The organism is Pseudomonas sp. 3JA (assembly GCF_036961705.1).
Taxonomy (GTDB): Bacteria; Pseudomonadota; Gammaproteobacteria; order Pseudomonadales; family Pseudomonadaceae; genus Aquipseudomonas; species Aquipseudomonas fluorescens_Q.
In genome coordinates this window covers 213,125-232,545 of record NZ_JBAMDJ010000005.1, presented here as the reverse complement: position 1 = coordinate 232,545, position 19,421 = coordinate 213,125, and the positions used below count along the sequence as shown (strand labels likewise).

General features: G+C 59.6%; 18 protein-coding genes. 9 read left to right on the top strand and 9 right to left on the bottom strand.

Annotated features, from left to right (window positions below; genetic code table 11):
- Window positions 1–109 precede the first annotated feature (109 nt).
- The 4 genes from V7773_RS06195 to V7773_RS06180 all read left to right on the top strand — a co-directional run bounded on the left by V7773_RS06195 (window position 110) and on the right by V7773_RS06180 (window position 3,282).
- A complete protein-coding gene (locus V7773_RS06195; RefSeq protein WP_107322763.1) occupies window positions 110–382 on the top strand; it encodes a hypothetical protein in 273 nt (90 codons plus the stop codon).
- 190 nt (window positions 383–572) lie between these two features.
- Window positions 573–1,304 carry a hypothetical protein gene (locus V7773_RS06190; protein ID WP_336072688.1) on the top strand — a complete coding sequence of 244 codons (732 nt, stop codon included), beginning with the start codon at window positions 573–575 and terminating at the stop codon, window positions 1,302–1,304.
- Between the two features lie 607 nt (window positions 1,305–1,911).
- Window positions 1,912–2,442, top strand: a complete 531-nt coding sequence (locus V7773_RS06185; RefSeq protein WP_336072687.1) for a hypothetical protein — start codon at window positions 1,912–1,914, stop codon at window positions 2,440–2,442.
- Window positions 2,443–2,622: 180 nt separating this feature from the next.
- A complete protein-coding gene (locus V7773_RS06180; protein WP_336072686.1) occupies window positions 2,623–3,282 on the top strand; it encodes a DUF4145 domain-containing protein in 660 nt (219 codons plus the stop codon).
- A 341-nt stretch (window positions 3,283–3,623) separates the two neighbouring features.
- Here the strand turns inward: V7773_RS06180 and V7773_RS06175 are convergent, their stop codons facing one another.
- The 3 genes from V7773_RS06175 to V7773_RS06165 form a co-directional block, all read right to left on the bottom strand.
- Window positions 3,624–6,023 carry a TonB-dependent receptor gene (locus tag V7773_RS06175; RefSeq protein ID WP_336072685.1) on the bottom strand — a complete coding sequence of 800 codons (2,400 nt, stop codon included), beginning with the start codon at window positions 6,021–6,023 and terminating at the stop codon, window positions 3,624–3,626.
- Window positions 6,024–6,153: 130 nt separating this feature from the next.
- Entirely contained in the window at window positions 6,154–7,077 is a 924-nt protein-coding gene (locus V7773_RS06170) for a FecR family protein (protein ID WP_336072684.1), read from the bottom strand.
- Window positions 7,074–7,580: an RNA polymerase sigma factor gene (locus V7773_RS06165; protein ID WP_092144619.1), complete on the bottom strand. Its 507-nt coding sequence runs from the start codon at window positions 7,578–7,580 to the stop codon at window positions 7,074–7,076. The genes V7773_RS06170 and V7773_RS06165 overlap by 4 nt, the downstream gene beginning before the upstream one ends.
- A 161-nt stretch (window positions 7,581–7,741) precedes the next feature.
- Here V7773_RS06165 and V7773_RS06160 point away from each other — a divergent pair, with 161 nt between their 5' ends.
- Window positions 7,742–9,727 (top strand): M10 family metallopeptidase C-terminal domain-containing protein, encoded by a 1,986-nt coding sequence (locus V7773_RS06160; protein ID WP_336072683.1) that lies wholly within the window; start codon window positions 7,742–7,744, stop codon window positions 9,725–9,727.
- Window positions 9,728–9,883: 156 nt separating this feature from the next.
- Here the strand turns inward: V7773_RS06160 and V7773_RS06155 are convergent, their stop codons facing one another.
- Window positions 9,884–10,675 (bottom strand): MmyB family transcriptional regulator, encoded by a 792-nt coding sequence (locus V7773_RS06155; RefSeq protein WP_336072682.1) that lies wholly within the window; start codon window positions 10,673–10,675, stop codon window positions 9,884–9,886.
- Between the two features lie 120 nt (window positions 10,676–10,795).
- Between V7773_RS06155 and V7773_RS06150 the strand changes: the two genes are divergently transcribed.
- Window positions 10,796–11,407 carry a glutathione S-transferase family protein gene (locus V7773_RS06150; RefSeq protein WP_336072681.1) on the top strand — a complete coding sequence of 204 codons (612 nt, stop codon included), beginning with the start codon at window positions 10,796–10,798 and terminating at the stop codon, window positions 11,405–11,407.
- On the opposite strand, the gene V7773_RS06145 is transcribed toward V7773_RS06150, so the two are convergent.
- From V7773_RS06145 to V7773_RS06135, 3 genes are all read right to left on the bottom strand, one after another.
- The gene (locus tag V7773_RS06145) at window positions 11,401–11,526 is read right to left on the bottom strand and encodes a hypothetical protein (RefSeq protein WP_256572671.1); all 126 of its coding nucleotides are present in this window, start codon (window positions 11,524–11,526) and stop codon (window positions 11,401–11,403) included. The genes V7773_RS06150 and V7773_RS06145 overlap by 7 nt on opposite strands.
- Before the next feature lie 218 nt (window positions 11,527–11,744).
- A complete protein-coding gene (locus V7773_RS06140; RefSeq protein WP_207282907.1) occupies window positions 11,745–12,521 on the bottom strand; it encodes an SDR family oxidoreductase in 777 nt (258 codons plus the stop codon).
- The gene (locus V7773_RS06135) at window positions 12,515–12,847 is read right to left on the bottom strand and encodes a nuclear transport factor 2 family protein (RefSeq protein WP_092144609.1); all 333 of its coding nucleotides are present in this window, start codon (window positions 12,845–12,847) and stop codon (window positions 12,515–12,517) included. The genes V7773_RS06140 and V7773_RS06135 overlap by 7 nt, the downstream gene beginning before the upstream one ends.
- A gap of 105 nt (window positions 12,848–12,952) precedes the next feature.
- Here V7773_RS06135 and V7773_RS06130 point away from each other — a divergent pair, with 105 nt between their 5' ends.
- Entirely contained in the window at window positions 12,953–13,861 is a 909-nt protein-coding gene (locus V7773_RS06130; protein WP_063320578.1) for a LysR family transcriptional regulator, read from the top strand.
- Between the two features lie 21 nt (window positions 13,862–13,882).
- Here V7773_RS06130 and V7773_RS06125 read toward each other — a convergent pair whose 3' ends face one another.
- A complete protein-coding gene (locus tag V7773_RS06125; protein WP_336072680.1) occupies window positions 13,883–15,322 on the bottom strand; it encodes an HD domain-containing phosphohydrolase in 1,440 nt (479 codons plus the stop codon).
- 87 nt (window positions 15,323–15,409) lie between these two features.
- Here V7773_RS06125 and V7773_RS06120 point away from each other — a divergent pair, with 87 nt between their 5' ends.
- Both V7773_RS06120 and V7773_RS06115 read left to right on the top strand, forming a co-directional pair.
- Window positions 15,410–16,183, top strand: a complete 774-nt coding sequence (locus V7773_RS06120; protein ID WP_063320576.1) for an alpha/beta hydrolase — start codon at window positions 15,410–15,412, stop codon at window positions 16,181–16,183.
- Between the two features lie 58 nt (window positions 16,184–16,241).
- Entirely contained in the window at window positions 16,242–17,807 is a 1,566-nt protein-coding gene (locus tag V7773_RS06115; protein WP_336072678.1) for a GMC family oxidoreductase, read from the top strand.
- A 216-nt stretch (window positions 17,808–18,023) separates the two neighbouring features.
- On the opposite strand, the gene V7773_RS06110 is transcribed toward V7773_RS06115, so the two are convergent.
- Window positions 18,024–19,367, bottom strand: coding sequence for an MFS transporter (locus tag V7773_RS06110; RefSeq protein ID WP_336072677.1), 1,344 nt, complete (start codon window positions 19,365–19,367; stop codon window positions 18,024–18,026).
- Window positions 19,368–19,421 lie beyond the last annotated feature (54 nt).

The following is a 19,421-nucleotide window of genomic DNA, read 5'->3' as shown; positions in this document are numbered from 1 at the left end:
TTCGGGTCTGCCGGTTTTCGATCCCGGTTCGCCAACCTGCGTGCAACTGCCACCCAATTGTTTGGCGACGATTGAGTGGTTAAAACCTCATTAGATCGGAGTTTCAAACATGGAAAGGTATGTTCCCATCACTGGCATTGACTGCACCCCCGCTTCACTGCTCATCGATACACAAGCCCCGCTCGACGTTCTGCATGCAACGGCTGACTACCGGATCCGCGTGGTGACCCAGGTACTAGAAAACATCGCGTTTCGCTCCGAGATCGCCAGCGACACGGTAGTGCTTTCGGACTTCGCACAGCTTTTGGTGATTCCGTTGCGTGATGGGTGCGATCTGCTGGAGGTGATTGGTCGACGGCTTCAGGCGCAGGTTGAAAGCTGATGAGGCGACGGGCGTCTGAAGCGCCCGTTTTTTTGATTTCGGCCATTGGGGTATTGATACCTGTGCAGGCCGACTTGTGTGAGGAAGGCGGTCACAGCTTCCACCTTCGAATGAACCTGCAAACATCGGGACAGAAAGTTATTCGGAGAATCGATTTCCTTCAAACCACGCCTCAAGGAGGCTCTATTGCATGAATGCGTCGTATAAAAACAGCCATCTCAGCGAAACGCTGGGCGTCCTCACAGAACTCAGCCAATGCGAACCTCTATCAGCAGCCGAGCGGCGCACCGGATTCGAATCAAAAGCAGAACGTATCTCCAATTGGAGTATGGGAATCGCTGTCGTGCTTATGATTCCAGCATGGAGCTTGGCAGCATGGGCATATTTCGGAGGCTCGCTCTATGAGTGGGTAAAACTCGGTGCGCTGATCATCGTGATCCTTTCATGCACGCTGGCGATCTTGGCATTGTTGATACCTATTCTGGCAACCGGCTACGTATTATTTCGATGGAAAGAGATCTCGCTTCAAAATCTGCTGGACGACATCAAACACGAGCAAGCTATGGTCTATGCCTTATCCAAGCACGATGATGAAGCTTTGAACGATGCAAAATGCTGGCTGGAGCTGAAGATCAAGCGCGTAGAGGCCCGAGTCGCTCATTTCTTTGGTGACAAAAGCGCCGTACTAGGCCTTCTCACATCTGGGTATTTCTTTGCCAAAGAGTTTGGGGGAAAAACCGGCGGCCTGAACTGGATCGGCAGCACAATTAGCTCCGGAATAACCTTACAAAATCTTCCCAACATGGCATTGATGGCAATTGGTGCAGGAGTTGTCGGGCTCTCGCTTGGCGCCGTCATGATCAGGCATATCGCTGCACGCTATCGCTATCAAGTGCAGTTGATCGATATGGCCAAACGTTAGCACTTGGACTTAGGCACAGAGAAGATCGACTTAAGAGCCCCCTTGCAGCACGCACTATAGCTCGCAAGCGGACAGACTATCCCAGAGAGCGGCCAACACAGCCTTGAGTACGACGAGGCCAACCTGAAATTGACCAGTCAGAGCGCGGGATAGCGATTACCCAAGAATTAGCTGGGCAGGTATGCCTGCCGGGAGGAAAGAAACAGGTATGAAGGTTGATAAGAATCATCACTAGCAGAAGAAATGCAAGCTACAGTGTGAGGTGTGCCAGTGATCATGTGCCGTGCTGAGCGGATAGCTATACGGTGATAGTTTGCAAAGGCATATAAATATTAATTTTAAGGAGATATCCATATGAGTATCAAACCTGGACCAAAACCGATAGCTGACTCGACTGGCAAAACAGACCAGCGTCGTAGTGTTACTCCCGAGAATAAACCTAAACATCCCGATCTAGACGTACACAAGCACAAAAAAGGTAAATAACCCGTAAAAGCCCCGCCTTACATGACTGGGCTTTTTACCTCAACATACCCAATGGGGGAACGGAACTATTTCAAGCAAATAAATCCGTCCATTTTCATAATATCAACCGAAAAGTAGATCCATGGAAGAGCGCTTCGAACGGTGGTTGAAAGTGTCAATTGGCTTGGCAAGGTTTGAAGAGCACCTAGTGAGTTTGATGCAGGATATGGGACAGCTGGATGCACAGCTCTGTGCGGCTGATGCGAGAGTTGTCCAAGCCGATTCTGCGCAGTTGAACTCAATTTTTGACTTCGACTCGATTCAGCACCACAGAACTCAGTCTTACCTGTGGGTGCTGGGGGCTTACGAAATCCTGCGAACCCTGGCTCAGCGTATAAGGGAGGGGCAGAGCGACGATCCGCCTGAAGTTGGGGCACGAGTTAACCAAGCGCGCGACCGCTTCGCCAGATTGCGGGTCCCCCTGGCTAAATTTGAAGCCGCAGGCAGGCATAAAGCGACTGACAATCACGTTGCCTATCCCGGCTTGGACCTCAAGTGCGGCATTGCTTGGCAGTTAAATGAGAGCGAGGTGATATCTAGACAGGAGCTATCAGATGTCTTTTTGGAAGCGTTAGAATTTCTACGTGCATCAAAGCTAAGTAGGGTCCAGTAGGATTTGATATTCAGCCGATTGATACCTGGAAGGTTTCCTTGTACTGATCTGTACAAAATTGCCGAAACGGTGCGCTCAAATGTGAGCATGCCTGCTCACATTGGTGGCGACTATTGCTAACGTCGCTCCCCTTGGTGACTATCAGAGCGGGATGTCCCAGACCTAGAGAAGGAAGTCGAAATGGCAAAGTTGTTCGAAAGGCGATTTGCTGAGCTTGAGACACAGATCTTGGCCCTTGAGGCCACAAAAACGATGAGACACAGCGAGCTAAGAGGGTCTTATCCTCACATCGACTCCAATTCCCTTCTTGGGTGGGAGGTGAAGGCAAAGTCTCTTCTGAGCAATGTGTGCGGTGAAAAATCTCACCATATGACTGCGTTCATCGAAGCGGAAAAGCCTGTCTCGTTCTCGAATAACTTCGAAGAGCTTGGTCGCGTTAAAGCGGTTTTCTTAGCCGCCAAAGAAGACTACGAGGGCGGCTACCTCAATACCGTCCGCAATCTGGTGCAAGCGGAAGTATTCGGAAGCGAGCTTGAGCAGGCCAGCGAGCTGTTGTCAGCGGGATATTCGTCGGCTGCGGCGGTGATTGCTGGGGTGGTGTTGGAAACTACTATTCGTAACCTTTGCACGGAGAACGAGATTGGCCATGCAAAGCTCGACAAGATGAATGCGGACCTGGCGAGAGCTGGCGTTTACAACCTGCTCCAGCAGAAGCGCATCACAGCAATGGCCGGCATCCGTAACGCCGCCGCCCATGGGGACGCAGATAAATTTACCACCGGAGACGTAAAGGGCATGATCGACGATGTCGAGCGATTCCTGGCGATGAATCTCCAGTGAATTGCTGCCGAGGGGCCCACCTTAAAATTGAGTTCATTTCCTGGAGGAGTTTCGTATGGAAACCAGCCTGGTAACCTCTTCCGACTAATGCCTGATAGCAGGCCGGAATAGGCACCCAGAATGCCTCCCCCAGTGGGGATAATGCATTCAGCTCTCGATGCATTTGATCCGCGGCAATAAGACTGAATTCACCGCCCTCTTTGACGATACCCATGGCTGGCTCTGGCGCAATCAAATCAATAACAACAGAGGCCGCAAATGCAGCCTCTCGGAGGGTCTGGTGAAATCGCCTTAGCGTGATCAAGCAGCGTGCCACGCCACCTCCTTAATCGTGAACAACCTCAGAAATCAACAGTAGCCGACACCTTCAACGTGCGCGGTGCCCCTTGAGTCAAATAACCACCATTAGCCGAGGCCCAGTAATTCTCATCGGCAACGTTCTCCAGCATCGCGTTGAAGGTCACCCCGCGGCCATCCATTTTCGTCCGATAGCGCGCGCCCAAGTCGACGCGGGTCCAGGCGGGGATGCTGTATTCGTTGGCGCTGTCTACGAACTGGCCGCCGGTGCGCAGTAGCAGGCCGTTCAGGCTCACTCCGGGCAAGCCGGGCACATCCCAGTCGGCGCCCAGATTGAACTGGAATTTCGGCACCCCCACCGCCTGGTTACCATCGTCGCGCCCGCCAGCGGTGCCGCTGAGTTCGGCTTTGGTCCAGGTGGCGCCGCTCAGCAGGCGCAGGCCGTCCAGCGGTTCGCCGAACAGGCTCAGTTCCACGCCGCGGTTGCGCTGCTCGGCATCCACTCGGTAGTAGCCGTCGCCGCCGAGCACGCCCTGGGGCTGCTCGATGCGGAACAGGCTGAGGCTGCCGCCGAAGGTGCCCCAGTCGAGCTTGGCGCCCACTTCGGTCTGCTTGGAGCGATAGGGTGCGAACATCTCGCCGTTGTTGAGCGCGGCGGCCGGCGCGGTCGGGCCCTGTTGCAGCGACTCGACGCGGTTGGCATAGAGCGACAGGTACTCGGTGGGCTTGATCACCAGGCCATAGGCCGGCGTGGTGATACTTTCCTGATAGTTGGAGGTGCGGGCACCGCTGGCCGCGTTCCAGGCATCGGCGCCGATGGATTGGCGGCGCACGCCCAGGGTCAGCAGCACGCGGTCGTCGAGCAAGCCCAGGGTGTCGGACACCGCCAGGCTACGGTTCTGCACCTTGGCGGTGGTGTCCGGGTCGTGGATATCGCCGGAAACGCTGGTGGCCGGCGGCTCAGCCACGGGCTGGCCCTCATACAGGTTGCCAAAGCCACGACTGCCCGCCGCAGTGGACTCGAATGCGTTGCGCTTCTCCTGCCAGATGCCATTGGCGGCCAGGTTGATGCGGTGGCTGACCGGCCCGGTGGCGAGTTCGCCGCGCAGCCCGGTGACGGCGCTGAGGGTTTCCTGGTCCAGCGGCGAATAGAGGCGGCCGATACGGGCGTCGCCATTCGCGCCATAGACGTAGTTGGAGGCGTAGACGCCGTTCTCCCGCGTGTATTTGCCGCCGGCGCTCAGGTAGGCGGTCCATGTGGGCGACAGGTCGTACTCGGCGCTGAACATGCCATAGGTGTCTTCGAGCTGCGACCAGCTCCAGGGTTGCGCGTAGTTGTGGTCGGCGTCGGGTGCCGACGGCGTCTTGCCGTTGAGTGTACTGGTAGGCCCCGTCGTGGTCAGATAGACCACCGAGCGTCCCTCATTGACCCGTTGCTTCTGGTAACCGAGGTCCGCGGACAGGCGCAGACGGTCACCGCGATAGTCCAGCCCGAGGGTGGCCAGGCTGAAGCGCGAGTGCTCATCGTCCACCGCGGTCTCGCCCTCGCGCTGGGCCAGGTTCACCCGCACGCCGAAGCGGTTGTCCTCGCCGAAGCGCTGGCCCAGGTCGAGGTGCCCGCCTACCCGGCTGTCGCTGGCATAGTCCAGGGTGGCGCTGCGCGTGGGGGTGTCCTCGGCACGCTTGGAGACCACGTTGATCGCCCCGCCGACACCGCTGCCCGACGGCGATACGCCATTGACGAAGGCGTTGGCCCCCTTGAACACCTCGACCCGCTCGACCGACTCGGTGGAGATGATCTGGCGCGGCAGAATGCCGTACAGGCCGTTGAAGGCAATGTCGTCGCTGAACAGCTGGAACCCGCGCACGACGAACACCTGGGAGAAGTTGCCGAAGCCGAACGACTGACGCACGCCCGGATCGCTGGCCAGTACATCGGCCAGGGTCTGCGCCTGGCGCTTCTCGATCAGCTCGGAGGTGTAGCTGGAGAAAGCGAAGGGCACATCTTGCATGTCCTGGTTGCCCAGCACGCCGATGCGGGCACCGCGCGCCGCCTCCCCGCCGGCGTACTCGGCCGGCAGGTCGACACGGTCTTCGGCGAGCCCACTGATGGTGGTCGGGCCCAGCTCCAGCACGCCCTGCTCGGGCAGCGGCACCAGGGTGATAGTGCCGTCGTTGCCGGCCTGGAAGGTCAGGCCGCTGCCCTCCAGCAACCGCTGCAGGCCGTCGACCACCGAATAGTCGCCCTTGAGCGCCGGCACCATGGCGCTGCCACGAGTCAGGCCGGCGTCATAGAGCAACCGCACGTTGGCCTGCTCGGCGAAATCGGTGAGTGCCGCGTCGAGCCGCTGGGCAGGCACGTCGAGCTCGACGGCTCGCGCCTGTGCGGCGGCCATGGCCAGGGGAAGAACGGCTAGCGCCGCGAGGAAGGAAGTCGACCGCATGCTGATGTCCTTGGCTTTCAATACGAAGAAGTCGCATTTGCAGGAACGGAAGACGAAGGCGGCGATGATTTCTGAACCATCGCCGCCTAAATATTTTCTTTTTTTTGAAGGTACAGGCGCGGCGCGAAGCTCAGCGGGACGTGACCAGGATCAACCCCGGCAGGCGCACCAGACGCACAGGCAAGGTGCTTTCCACAGCGCTCAACACCGCCTGTGGGTCGTCAAGGGCGAACACGCCGGTCACCTGTAGCCGGCGAGCGGCTTCGTCGACAAACAGCACTCGCGCAGACTGGCTGCGCTCAAGCTCGGCGAACACTTGCTCCAGCGGCTGGTCGCGGAACACCAGCTTGCCGCGCTGCCAGCTCAAGCGCTGGCGCGCATCCAGTGCCTGCGGCGCCTGCAGCGCCCCGCCGCGCCACTGCACCTGCTGCCCGCCGACCACGGGCAGCGGTTCGCTTCCCTCGCTGGAGGCCAACACGCGGCCCTCGCTTACCGCAAGGTCGACACCGCCCTCCTCCAGACGCACATCGAAGCGCGTACCAGTGACGCGGATGCGCGCCTCGCCGGCCCTGACAGTGAACGGTCGAGCCGGGTCATGGGCGACCTGGAAATCCGCCTCGCCGCGGTACAGCCTGACCTCGCGGCGACCGTCGACAAACTGCCAGTCCAGCGCCGAATCGCCGTTGAGGGTCAGCAGCGAACCATCGGCCAGCCGCACCTCGCGCACCTCCCCCGGTTGGGTGCTGATGTCGGCATACAGGCCAATCCAGGTGCCGCGCGGTAGCCACAAGGCGAGCAACAGCATCGCGGCGCAGGCCAGTGGAGCCGCCCACAGTCGACGACGACGCAGCACGCGCACCTGGGGCTGCTCGGCCGGACGTTCTATCTGGCCGAGCAACGACCACAGCCCTTCCACCTCACGCAACGCCTGCTCGTGCTCGGGCGCCGCCTGGCGCCAGGCCTGCGCGGCATCGCGATCGGCAGCGGTGGCGCGGCCAGAATGCAGCAGCACCTGCCATTGTCGGGCCTGGTCGAGAAGCGAAGGATGATTCACGGCTGCGGGTCCATCTGCTGCTGGCAGTGTTCGAGGGCCTTCAGGATATAGCGTCCGGCCATGCTTTCCGAGACACCCAGGCGCTCGCCGATCTCACGCTGGGTCAGCCCGTCCAGGCGATTCCACAACAACGCCTGGCGCAGGTGCGGGGGCAAACCCTCGACCACGCGCTGCAGTCGCTCCAGGCGCTGGGCGTCGCTTGCCGCTCGCTCCGGACCCGGCTGGGCACTGACCAATTCGATGGATAGCTCCTCCTCGACCGGACGGGATTTTTGCTGACGGCGGTAGTCGATGATCAGGTTGCGCGCGATGCGATAGAGGAACGCACGAAGGTTGCCGATCTCCTGCCCGGATTCGCGCCGGCGAAAGCGCAGCCAAGTCTCCTGGCGCAGGTCGGCCGCCAGTTCTGCGCACTTCACCTGCCGTGTGAGGAAGTGCAGCAGCTCGCTCGAATGGCTCTCGAACTGGCCGTCGGTGGAATGAGGATCGGATGGCCTGGACACGCAAGCGACTCAAGCGAGGAAGAATCGCGAGAATATATCAAATGATAATGACTTTCAATTAGTGAGACGTCTGCGAAAGACCACATCCTAGCCGCTGCTGGCAACCAGACTGAACCCTGTCTATTGTTTTTGGCGACGGAATAGCTATCGGAGGCATGGACATGAATCAGAGCATTTCGCCCGCCGCTTCAGCCGTGGGGAAAACAGGCATGGTCGCCACGTCCTTGTGGGGCTCGGACAAAATCGGCGGTATCACGGTCGATCCGGACGGTGCTATCTGGCTTGGCGCTTATAGTCGCCTGGGACTCGGCGGCGAAGAGGATTCAGGCTTCACCGGCAGCCTGGTCCGGTTCAATGCCAACGGTAGCCTGGACCGCCACTTCAGTGGCGACGGTAAATCCCTCCTGCCTGTGGCGCTCGATATCGAGGACGGCGGTAATGCCGCGGTGCAGCCGGGAGGGGGTTACCTGGTGGCGCAATACGTGAAAGTAGGCGACACCTGGGTGTCGGGCGTAAGCCGTACCTTGGCTGACGGCAGCCTCGATACGAGTTTCGGGAATGGCGGCACCGCGACAGTGCCTTTCTACTGGAATGACTCTCTAGGCCAGCAAGCGTCGTTCTCCGTGCAACGCGACGGCAGTTTTTTCGCCAGCGCCGCGTATCCCTCTGGGGAGATCTATATCGCCCGCTTCGACGCGACGGGGGCCTTGGTCTCGTCTTTCGCAGAGGCCGGGATCCTGCACCTGCCAGCGTCCGTCGGCATTCAACCCAGCCGCACGATCGACGTTTCGCTGCAGGGAGACGGGAAGGTATTGGTCACGGGGCAGGATACCCTGACGCGTCTCAACCAGGACGGCACCCTGGACAGCAGCTTTGCCAACGGCGGCAGCCTGGCCCTGGATGTTCACGCAGACGCCCTCGTCCTCCAGGATGACGGCAAAATCCTCCTGGCGGGCGCCTCGGGCGGCGTGGCGACCGTCATCCGGCTCAACGCCGATGGCTCGCTCGACACCGATTTCGGTAATCAGGGTCGGGTAAGTTGGGGCTCGCAAAGCGCGCCTTTCGCCGTAGCCGACATGGTCGTACTGGCCGACGGCAAGCTGTTGATTGGCGGAAGCCAAGGTACCAGCGCGGACGGCTATCTGGCCGCCCTGGTCCAGTTGAACCCCGACGGTAGCCTGGACCACAGCTTTGGCAATCCCGACGACGGCTATTACCACCTTGACGGTGGCCGCGATGATGACTTCTTGCTCGGTACCGCCTCGTTCGACGATGCGATCTTCGGCGGGGCCGGTAACGATCTGCTCGATGGCCAGCAAGGTCGTGACCTGCTGACGGGCGGTGCCGGGGCCGATACGTTCCGTTACCAGTCAGTCACAGACAGCTACCGAACCGCAACCACGGCCCATAGCGACCGCATCACCGACTTCGATCCCAGCACCGATACGATCGACCTCGCGTCCCTGGGCTTCCTCGGGCTGGGCAATGGACATGACGGAACGCTGGCGATTCGAGTCAATGAAAGCGGGACGCGGACCTACCTCAAGAGTTTCGATGCCAACGCGGATGGGGAACGCTTCGAAGTGGTCTTCGACGGTGACTTGAGCCAAGCGCTGAATGAAACCAACCTCCTGTTTCAGCCAGCCAGGCTGATGGGCACCGAAGAGGCCGATCGTTTACAAGGCAACGCTCGCGGCGAAATCATCGAAGGATTCGCGGGCGATGATCGCCTTTATGGAGCGCTAGGCAATGATGTATTGGTTGGCGCAGAGGGCCGGGACCTATTGACGGGTGGCGGCAACAACGATGTGTTCCGCTTCGACGTACTGAGCGACAGCTACCGTACCGCCACCGAAAACCACACTGATCGCCTGGTTGACTACACCGTGGGTGAAGACACGATCGATTTGTCCGCCTTGGGCTTTACCCGCCTGGGAAATGGTTACAACGGCACGCTGGACGTGGTTTTCAATGAAACCAAGAACCTGACTTACTTGAAGAGCTACGAAGCCGACGCCGATGGGGCTCGATTCGAGTTGAGCTTGGTCGGGGACCACTCCGGTTACCGTGACTTGGACATCACTTTCGCCGAGCCCCCGGCAGAGGAGGTCTTTCAGTTGATCGGAGTGGCTGACTTATGGGTGTAGAGCGCAAGCCTGGTTGCCTTGGGCCGCATCCCGAGCGGTCTGAGGCGCTATCAGGGTCTTCGCTTCTTGTGATGATGGTGAGCTTGGCGAGGGCTGTTTCTAAAGCCGTGGCGAACCTCTTCGCTCAAAGAAGGGATCCGTTCGGTACATTCCGCTCTAAGCTACGTTTTCATCGTAGAAGGCGATGCGAAGTCCGGGCCTGTCCTTGGAGACAAGGATATTGATGCGATAGCTTTGCCAACGGCCCTGTGCATCGCGCAGCGTAATGTCCGTATCGCCGATGGGGAGGATTTCGGGGTCATCCCACCATTCCATCGTTTGTGGGACGGCTTGAAGAACCTCGTTGAGGATGGACTTTAGAATCGGGCTCTTCCCTCCCGTCAGATAGTCATGGCGCGCCTTGAGCAGGACAAGCCTCGCGGCGAACTGCCAGTCTTGAATCTTTTGCCGGTAGTGGTCGGAAAAGAAAACGATGCGGATCATATTCGGTCGCGGCAATGCGAAGTCTTCAAACAGGTTCCTTGCCGCGTCGTTATGGGCCAGCACATTCCAAGAGCTGTCCATTATGTAGGCGGTTTGATCGAGAGCATTGATCATCGTGACCAGTGACTGAGGAAGCTCGGCACTTTCAGCTCCATCCGCAAATGTCTCACGGCCAGCCAGGGCAAAAAGGTGCTCCCGTTCGGCTCGGTCGAGCCGAAGCCCTCGCGCCAATCGCTGGAGGAAGTCGTCCGATACCGCAATGTCGCGTCCCTGCTCAAACCAGGTGTACCAGGTCAAGCCGACACCCGCCAACGCGGCGACTTCTTCACGACGCAGGCCCTTTGTTCGACGGCGGCGCCCCTGCGGCAGGCCAAGCGATTCTGGAGACGTGCGCTCGCGACATTGGCGGATGAAGTCCGCAAGCGCCTGTCTGGCCGGCACGCGCGTTAATCGATCAGACGTCACTTCACACCTCCTAAAGCATCACTTTAGTAACAGCATAAATGCCCCATTGTAACAGGATGTATTGCGGGTAATCTCTGGGGCACGAAGTGATCGAATGCCAAACTCGGGAGGTTGGATCGTATGCTCCTCTACCAATTTCAAAAGGGCACGAATCCGCGGCGCGTTATCATCTACCTGAGCGAAAAGGGGATTGACGTTCCGCGATATGAACTTGATTACGCGAGCGCAGAGCACAAGTCGCGTGAATACCTCGCAATCAATCCCAGCGGACGAGCCCCGACCCTCCTCACGGATGAGGGTGTGCCCATCACCGACTCCGCCGCCATCGTCGAATATCTGGAGGAGCTGTATCCCGACACGCCAATGATTGGGACGGACGCCATTTCTCGATCAAAAATACGGTCGCTTGAACGCCTGGGCACTGATCTGGTAGTCCGGGCTCAGCTTTGGCTGTGGAACGTGACCCCATCCTTTCCTGCCAAGGAGCCGTCCCCGTCACCGGAGGTTGCTGAAAAGCTCTTTGGGTACGTCACCGAAATACTGGATGTCCTGGAGACGACGATCGGAGATAACGAGTTCCTGGCAGGAGACAAGCCTTCGATCGTGGATTGCACGGTATTTTCAATTTTTCAAACATGCCGGGAGAGATTCGACCACCCTTTCGGCTCCGCTCATCCGCGCCTTGACGCCTGGTACAAGAAGTTTCGCCAGCGGCCGAGCGCCGACTACTGAGAGGCCAGTGATTTGAACACGCCCAAGGCCATGAACTGCAACTCAAAGAGACTGAAGGCAAGCGACGGCCCCGTCTTCGTTCCGATCAGACCCTCCAGAATCAGAATGGCAATCGTCATGACTGTATTCGTTTACCCCATCGTGACGCTCCTGCTCTACGCATTGAGTCCGCTGGCCGACAACTGGGCTGTGTGGCATCGAACACTGGTTCTAACGCCGATCACCGTAAGCCTCATTGTCTTTATCGTGAGCCCGTTGATCACAAAACACTTTGACTGGTTCCTGCGTCCTCGCTCAGCGCCGGGATGCATCGTAATGTCTCGGCCGAAACAACCGCCTAGGCCGTCGGCACCGTTCCGCCGTCGATCACAAATTCACTTCCCGTGATAGATGAAGCTCGCGGCGAAGCCAGAAAGCCAATCAGGTCGGCCACCTCTGACGGGGTCGAGGGGCGCCCGAGCGGGATGCCTCCCAGGGCTTGCATGATGATCTGCTTGCCGCCTTGATAGTCAGTACCGGCTTCCTGCGCGAGTCGCTCGGCCAAGGCGACCGAGGCTTCGGTTTCCACCCAGCCCGGCGAAACCCGGACAACACGGACGCCCTTGGGCGAAACCTCTTTCGATAGGCTCTTGCTGTAAGTCGAAAGCGCAGCCTTGGCCGCTGCGTAGGCTGTCGTAGCTTCCGGCAGCGGCAGCCGACTCTGGATGGAGGTCACGTGGAGGATGACCCCTTCCTTTCGCTCCAGCATATCCGGTAGCAAGGCGCGATCCAGACGCACGGCCGGAAACAGATTCAGATTGAGCTCACGTTGCCACTGCTCTTCGTCCAGTGCCGCGAAGCCGCCGCCGGGTGCCGAGGAACCACCCAGGACGTGGACAATGATGTCCACACTGCCCAATCGCTGCCTGGTCGCGGCGACGACCGCATCACAGCCTTCCCGGGTCGAAAGATCGGCCTGGACCAAGAGGTTATCCGGCAGCGTACCGCTTGCCTTCCGAGCGGAGGTAAGCACCTGCGCGCCCTCCGCCAGGAACAGCTCGACTACAGCCTTCCCGATGCCTTTGGTGCCTCCGGTGACGAGGACTCGCTTACCACTCAAGCCAAGGTTCAGCATGGCGTGATCTCCAGAGCACCTATTCGATCGCCCTCCAGAGTGAAGACGTGACTCAGATGAACCGGGCTACCAGGAAAATCGCCAGTAAGCCGTGCGATGACAGTCAACTTGCCCTCCCCCAGCAGCGCCTGCAAAGGTTGAACGTCAAAGGAGAACGTCCGCCGGACCTCCTGTTGCCAAGCTTCGATGGCCTGAATGCCCTCATGCGTCTGGTTTTCATCGAACACCGTGGCCTGTGGGCAGAAGCAGCTCGCAAGCTGTGATACGTCGCCGCCATTGCTGATATTGAAGTACGTCTCAACGACGTCGGGAAGCTGAAGGCTCATTGGCCGGTCTCCTGGATGGATTGCTGGGAGCGATCTTGCTACCTGACCGATAGTTTGCTCAACTGGGATAAACTTTATGGCCTATCCCAAAATTCAGGATAATTCATGTCAGATACTCGTCTAGGCCTGAGCGAGCTGGACGCTGTCCTAGCGGTTGCCCGCAGGGCTTCGTTCCGACAAGCCGCCATCGATCTCAATGTCTCGACCACCGCGCTAAGCAGCACCATCGCCAAGCTGGAAGCGAGCCTCGAAACGCGGTTGTTCAATCGTACGACGCGTAGCGTGGCCGTCACCGAAGCGGGCAGGATCTTTCTGGAGCAGGTGGGGCCGGCCCTGCAGGATTTGCGTACTGCGCTCGACGCGGTGCGATCTCACAATGCCGGTCCTTCGGGCACGCTGCGCATCAATGCGTTCGCCAGCGCAGCTCGAGCGGCACTGCTGCCGTTGATGATGGAATTCCTGCGGCATCATCCGAAGGTACACATCGACCTTGTCACCGAAGGCCGCCTGGTGGATATCGTCGCTGACGGCTTCGATTTCGGCGTCCGTTCCGCGAGCCTCGTACCGAGCGATATGATCGTGATCCCCCTCGGCCTGCCGCAGCGGTATGCCGTGGTCGGTACACCGGCGTACTTCGAGCAATACGGTAGGCCACGGACGCCGCCTGATCTGCTCAACCATCGGTGCCTGCGTGTTCGTTTGCCGAATGGGGCGATTTTTCCTTGGCATTTCGAGCGCGATGGGGAAGTGACCAGGCTCGATGTGAGCGGCCCGCTCACGCTCGATGAACCGAGCGTCGTCAAGGCAGTGGTGCAGGAAAGCATGGGGCTCGGCTTTTTCATGGAGCAGGACGTTCAGGATGAAATCCAGGCCGGACAGTTCGAGCGAGTGTTGGAAGATTGGACACCGCCCAGGGACAAGCTTTGCCTGTACTACCCGAACCGTCGCAACCCCTCTGCCGCGGTCAAGGCATTCATCGCCCTGGCTCGCGCCAATCCGTCCGCCCAAGAATGATCGATCTGCCGCGCCTTGGCATCAGGAGATCAAGCCCAGCGTCAATGCTTTCAGAGTCGCGGCAGCTCGGGTCGAGCATTCCAGTTTGCGAAATATGCTTTCCATGTGTGTGCGAACGGTGCTCGGACTGATGTCCAGCAGTCGCGCCACCTGCTTGTTACTGGCGCCACGGCTGATTTCCAGGAGCACATGACACTCCCGTGCGGTGAGTAACGAACTCTTCGGCTGATGAGTCCGCCGCTCGCCACGTGCAGCGGCGATAACCGCTTCGCATACAGCCTTGTCGAACAAACCACTGGCGGCATCCTGCTCCAGCAGTCTGGCCGCCTCCGATTCGCCGTAGGCCGCCCTCCAGGGCCTGGCTTCCCTGAGTGCGACCCAGGCTACGGAAGTGGCGAACAGTCGATGCTCGGCACACAGTGCATCCCCCATCACACCTCGAAAGTAGCCACTGCCGTTGAGCCGTTCGTAGGCATGGGCGGCAATCTCGGCAGGCACGGCCAGTTCACTGATAGGCCTCAGCGCCTGTTGCGTCCAGTAGGGAACCAGGTGCACCCGCTCCGCGGCGCTATAAGGCAGCGCCCCGGCGGTGTTCCAGAGTTGGTTGGAAACGGCTGCCCGACCCAGACCGTAGACAAGCGCCGCCTTTCCGAGCGCTATCAGGGTGGGTTCACCTAGCCCCCACAAGCGCGCAGTCTCCATGGCGACATGCGCCACCCGCCGCGAATGCCCCGCCAGCCAGGGTAGCTTCAAGTCAATCACGTCCCCCACCAAGGTCAGCGAGACGGAGCGTTCGGCCTCCCCATGGACCGGGTTTTGAGAGCGGCCATCCAGGTCTGCCAGCCACGCCCTGGCGTTATCCATGAGCAACGACGCGAGGGCAGCGGGATAGCGCCGATCCGACTGGTCGCGGATCCAGCGCAGCGCCGCGTCCAAGCCATGTGCTCGACTGAGAATATCCAGATCACCGGCAAGCACCACCTGATAGGCGACCTCCGGAATGTGCTCATGGGTCAAGCCCAGCGGCCGGCCAGTCCCATCGTAGGTTTCGAATACGCGGCACAAGCCTGCCTCGACAGCGGCCCCCAGTTCGAGGGTTTTCGCGACTTCGCCGGAGACCTCGCAGTGCACAAAGGCCAGCGGGGTCGCCTGATGCACCGCGTTCATGGCCTCTTTGCCCAGGGTCAGGTCGAGCATCGCGCGGCGGCCATCGACGTCATCACCGAGCAGATCCGCAAACCCTTCGGCGTTGGCGGTGCAGCCGGACCAGCGCAGCAAGGCGACCTGCTCCGCCACCCTCAGGTGCTCGCCATCGCCGTGTGAGGCCTGCGCCAGACTGCGCGCCAGTGCGGCAACGCGTCGGGAATGCCCGAGTGGCTGGCCCATGCTGAGGTCCCCGACCTGGCCGATCGCCTGCAGCGCCGCGCTCAATGAAATGTCCAGTTGCAACGCACTATCCATGAAAAATGCCTTGGGGTCGGATAAATGACCGATGCCCACGAAGCAGGCCAGTCAGCAGAATTGAGCCCCCACACAGGAGTTCATGCCATGAAAACATTCAGATCAAAAGCCGTCACCGTCGCCTTCGCCCTTGCAAGCACATTGGCCGCCGGTATCAGCCAGGCCCAAGATACAACGCCTTCGGTGGTCATCGTACACGGCGCATTCGCCGACGGCTCCGATTGGGCCAAGGTCGTGCCGCTTCTGCAGGCCAAGGGGGTCGCCGTTTCGGTCGTGCAAAACCCGCTCACCTCGCTTGCCGACGATGTCGCTGCCACGCAAAGAACGCTGGACAATCAGCCGGGCCCGGTCGTGCTGGTCGGTCATTCCTGGGGCGGCACCGTGATTACCCAGGCCGGCAGCGACAAGAAAGTCCGTGCCCTGGTGTACGTCGCCGCCTTCGCTCCCGATGCCGGTCAAACCAGCGGCGAACAAGGCAAAGGCGCGCCCACTCCCCCGGGTATCAGTCAGATCAAGGCTGACGGCAACGGTTTCCTCTACTTGACCCCGGAAGGCATGGCCAAGGACTTCGCCCAGGATCTTCCAGCGGCGCAGACCGCCGTGATGACCGCGACGCAAGGCCCCATCAAGGCATCCGCGTTCGAGGACAAAACGACCGTCTCTGCCTGGAAGACCAAACCGTCCTGGTATCTGCTCGCCACCGAGGACCGGATGATCCATCCCGATGTCCAGCGCTCCGCCGCCAAGCGTATCGGCGCCACCCTGGCGCAGGTGCACACCAGCCACGTGCCCCAGCAGTCGCAGCCAGCCGAAGTGGCCAAGGTGATTCTCGATGCCGTGAAAAGCGTTGGCGAACAGTGATCGCCGCGGCCCCCCGGATAACCCTGAACCCAGCCGCTGCATCGATATGGACGGACGCATGAATCATCGGCGTGATCGGAACTACGACTTCATCGTGTGTGGTGCGGGTACGGCCGGCTGCGTGGTTGCGGCCCGCCTTGCCCAACAGGACAACGCACGCGTGTTGTTGATTGAAGCAGGCAACGAATACGCCGGCCCTGAAGTTGCAGAGCCGGCGCAGTGGCCGCTGAACCTCGGTTCAGAGCGCGACTGGGCATTCGCAGGACAATCCAACCCGCACCTCAACGGGCGTCGTCTTTCCTTGAACATGGGCAAGGGGCTTGGAGGTGGCTCCAGCATCAACGTGATGGTCTGGGCACGCGGGCATCGATCGGACTGGGATCACTTCGCCGCCGAGTCCGGCGACTACGCCTGGGGATACGATTCGGTGCTGGATTACTACCGCAGGATCGAGAACTGGCACGGCAGCCCGGATGCCGCACGGCGTGGTTCAGGTGGCCCCGTGCATGTCGAGCAGCCGGCCTCGCCTCAACCCCTCGCCTGGGCAACCCTGGAAGCGGCCAGCCGCCTGGGTATCCCCCGATATGACAGTCCCAACGGAGCGATGATGGAAGGCCCCGGCGGGGCTGCGATCACCGATCTACGCATCAACCAGGGCAGGCGCGAATCCGTTTACGATTCCTATGTCCGACCACGGCTGCACCAACCGAACCTGACCGTCCTCACCGGCGCGCTGGTGGCCCGTGTCCTGCTTAGGGGCACAAGAGCTGTCGGTGTCGAAGTGATCATCGAAGGGCAACGGCACTGCTTCTATGCCGAAGCCGAAGTCGTCTTGTCCATGGGCGCGGTGAACACGCCCAAGGTGCTCATGCAGTCAGGCATCGGCCCGGAGAGTGAACTGCGCACCCATGGCATCGTCCCGATCAGTCACCTTCCCGGTGTGGGTCAGAATCTTCAGGATCATGTTGCCTTTGGCTGTACCTGGGAGTACCTGCAACCCCAGGCGGTTGGTGGCGGCGGTTGTGAAACCACGTTGTACTGGAAAAGCGACAGTCGCCTGGACGCGCCAGACCTGCTGCACTGCCAGCTTGAATTTGCGGTGCCCTCTCCTGCTGAAGTGGGTATCCAGCCACCGCAACAGGGTTGGACGATGTTCGCAGGGCTGGCCAGGCCTGTCAGTCGAGGGCGCCTGCGCCTATCGGGCGCCGGGCCGTCGGATGCTCCACTCATCGAGCCGAACTCGCTGAGCGCGCCCGAGGACATGGCGGCGGCGTTTGCATCGATCGACCTCTGCAGGGCACTCGGGAACAGCGAAACCTTCAACGACCTGGTAAAACGCGAGGTGGTGCCCGGGCCGAAAGCGCACCGCGCCATGGAGCAGTTCATCCGCAATTCCGCCGTGTCCTATTGGCACCCGTCCTGCACCGCGAAAATGGGCCGAGATGAAATGTCTGTGGTCGACCATCAGTTGCGCGTGTATGGCATCGAGAAATTGCGGATCGCGGATGCCTCGGTCATGCCCCGAATCACCGTCGGCAACACCATGGCGCCTTGCGTGGTCATTGGCGAGCGGGCAGCAGACCTCGTCCTCGCTGCCCAGGGTGTGATCACTCTGGCCAGTTAAAACCACGAACCTCTCGAGACACCGGATTCCTATGCCACCGGTGCTGTTCGAATCATCATATTCGCCAGGAGGGTATGGGTCAGACCACGATTCATGAACGTGGTCTGACCCGCTTACTGATAAATGTGGTCTGCACCCGCTTATGCCTGGAGGGCGTTACGCTTGCCGAGTCGAACAAGCGCGCGGCACATGTGGACAAGCCGCACGCGGGGGTCATTACTCGTCAGTGATATTGATCGTTCTGGTTTCGGCTGACAGGTAGACGCACAAGGCAGAGATTGCCGCGAGCACTACCGTGTAGACCGAGATGGCATAGGGCGAGCCATAATGGCTGAGCAGATAGGCGCCGACGATGGGTGCCGTGCCGCCACCGATGATGCCACCGACATTGGTGGCCATGGCGAACCCGGTGAATCGTGCGCTGGGTCCGAATGCCTCGCCGGTGAATGAAGGCACAGCACCGTATACCAGGCCGTAGCCGGCCATGAACAGGCATGAGCCCAAGACCATGGGTAGGAACTGGCCTGTGGAAAATAGGTGCCAGAAGGGAAACGCGGCCAGCGCAGTCACCGCGAAGCCGATCAACATCATGGTGCGTCGACCCAGTCGATCGGCCATTGCGCCGGCGAAGGGAACGATTACCAGGTGCGTGCAAATGGCTACCATCGCTACCGCGAGCACAAAGGCATTGGAAAGGCCCAGTTCCTTCTGACCGTAACTCAATGCGAACACGGTAAAAAGATAAAATGTCGAAAAATGACAAATGTTGGCACCTGCGACCAAAAGTAACTGTTTAGGGTACTTGGTGAACAGGCGCATGGCCGGTGATAGGTCCGGCCCCTTGGCTACCGCGCGTTTTTCGGCGGTCTTTTCGAACACCGGAGATTCGGCAACTTTAGACCGTACGAAGACGCCAACGACCAACAGGGCGAGACTGGCAATGAATGGAATGCGCCATCCCCACTTATAGAAATCCTCCACCGACAATAAACTGCTGACGATCAGCAGCAACCCCGCCGAGGCGATGAATCCGAACACCGGACCAATATTGTTGATGGCTGCATAAAAGCCACGTTTTCGCCGGGGCGCATGCTCAAGTAGCATGAGCACTGCACCGCTGTATTCTCCGGCAAAAGCGAAGCCCTGGATGAAGCGCAGCACACACAGCATGATGGGTGCCCAGATTCCTACGCTCGCGTAGGTAGGCAGCAAGCCAATGCCTACGGTGCTCAAGCCCATGATGATCAACGTGAGGTAGAGCAGTTTCTTGCGGCCTATCCGGTCGCCGAAATGTCCAAGCACCAGCGAACCCAGCGGCCGTGCGACAAATGATATGGCGAAGGACGCTAGCGAGGCGAGTCTTGAGACAGCTTCATCGGTGCCAGGAAAGAACAGAGGAGCGAAGATCAGCGCCGCCGCGGTACCGTACAAATAGAGGTCATAGGTTTCTAACGCTGTGCCGAAGAGACTTCCGGCAACAACATTTTTCATGGATTTTTTCTTCTCATCATCAACATGTTCATGATGAGTCTCGCTGTTACTTAAGAATGAAGTTTGCATAGTTTCACCTGTTGTTATTGTAAATATGCAAGCGTGTTCCTGTCCTGGAACGGA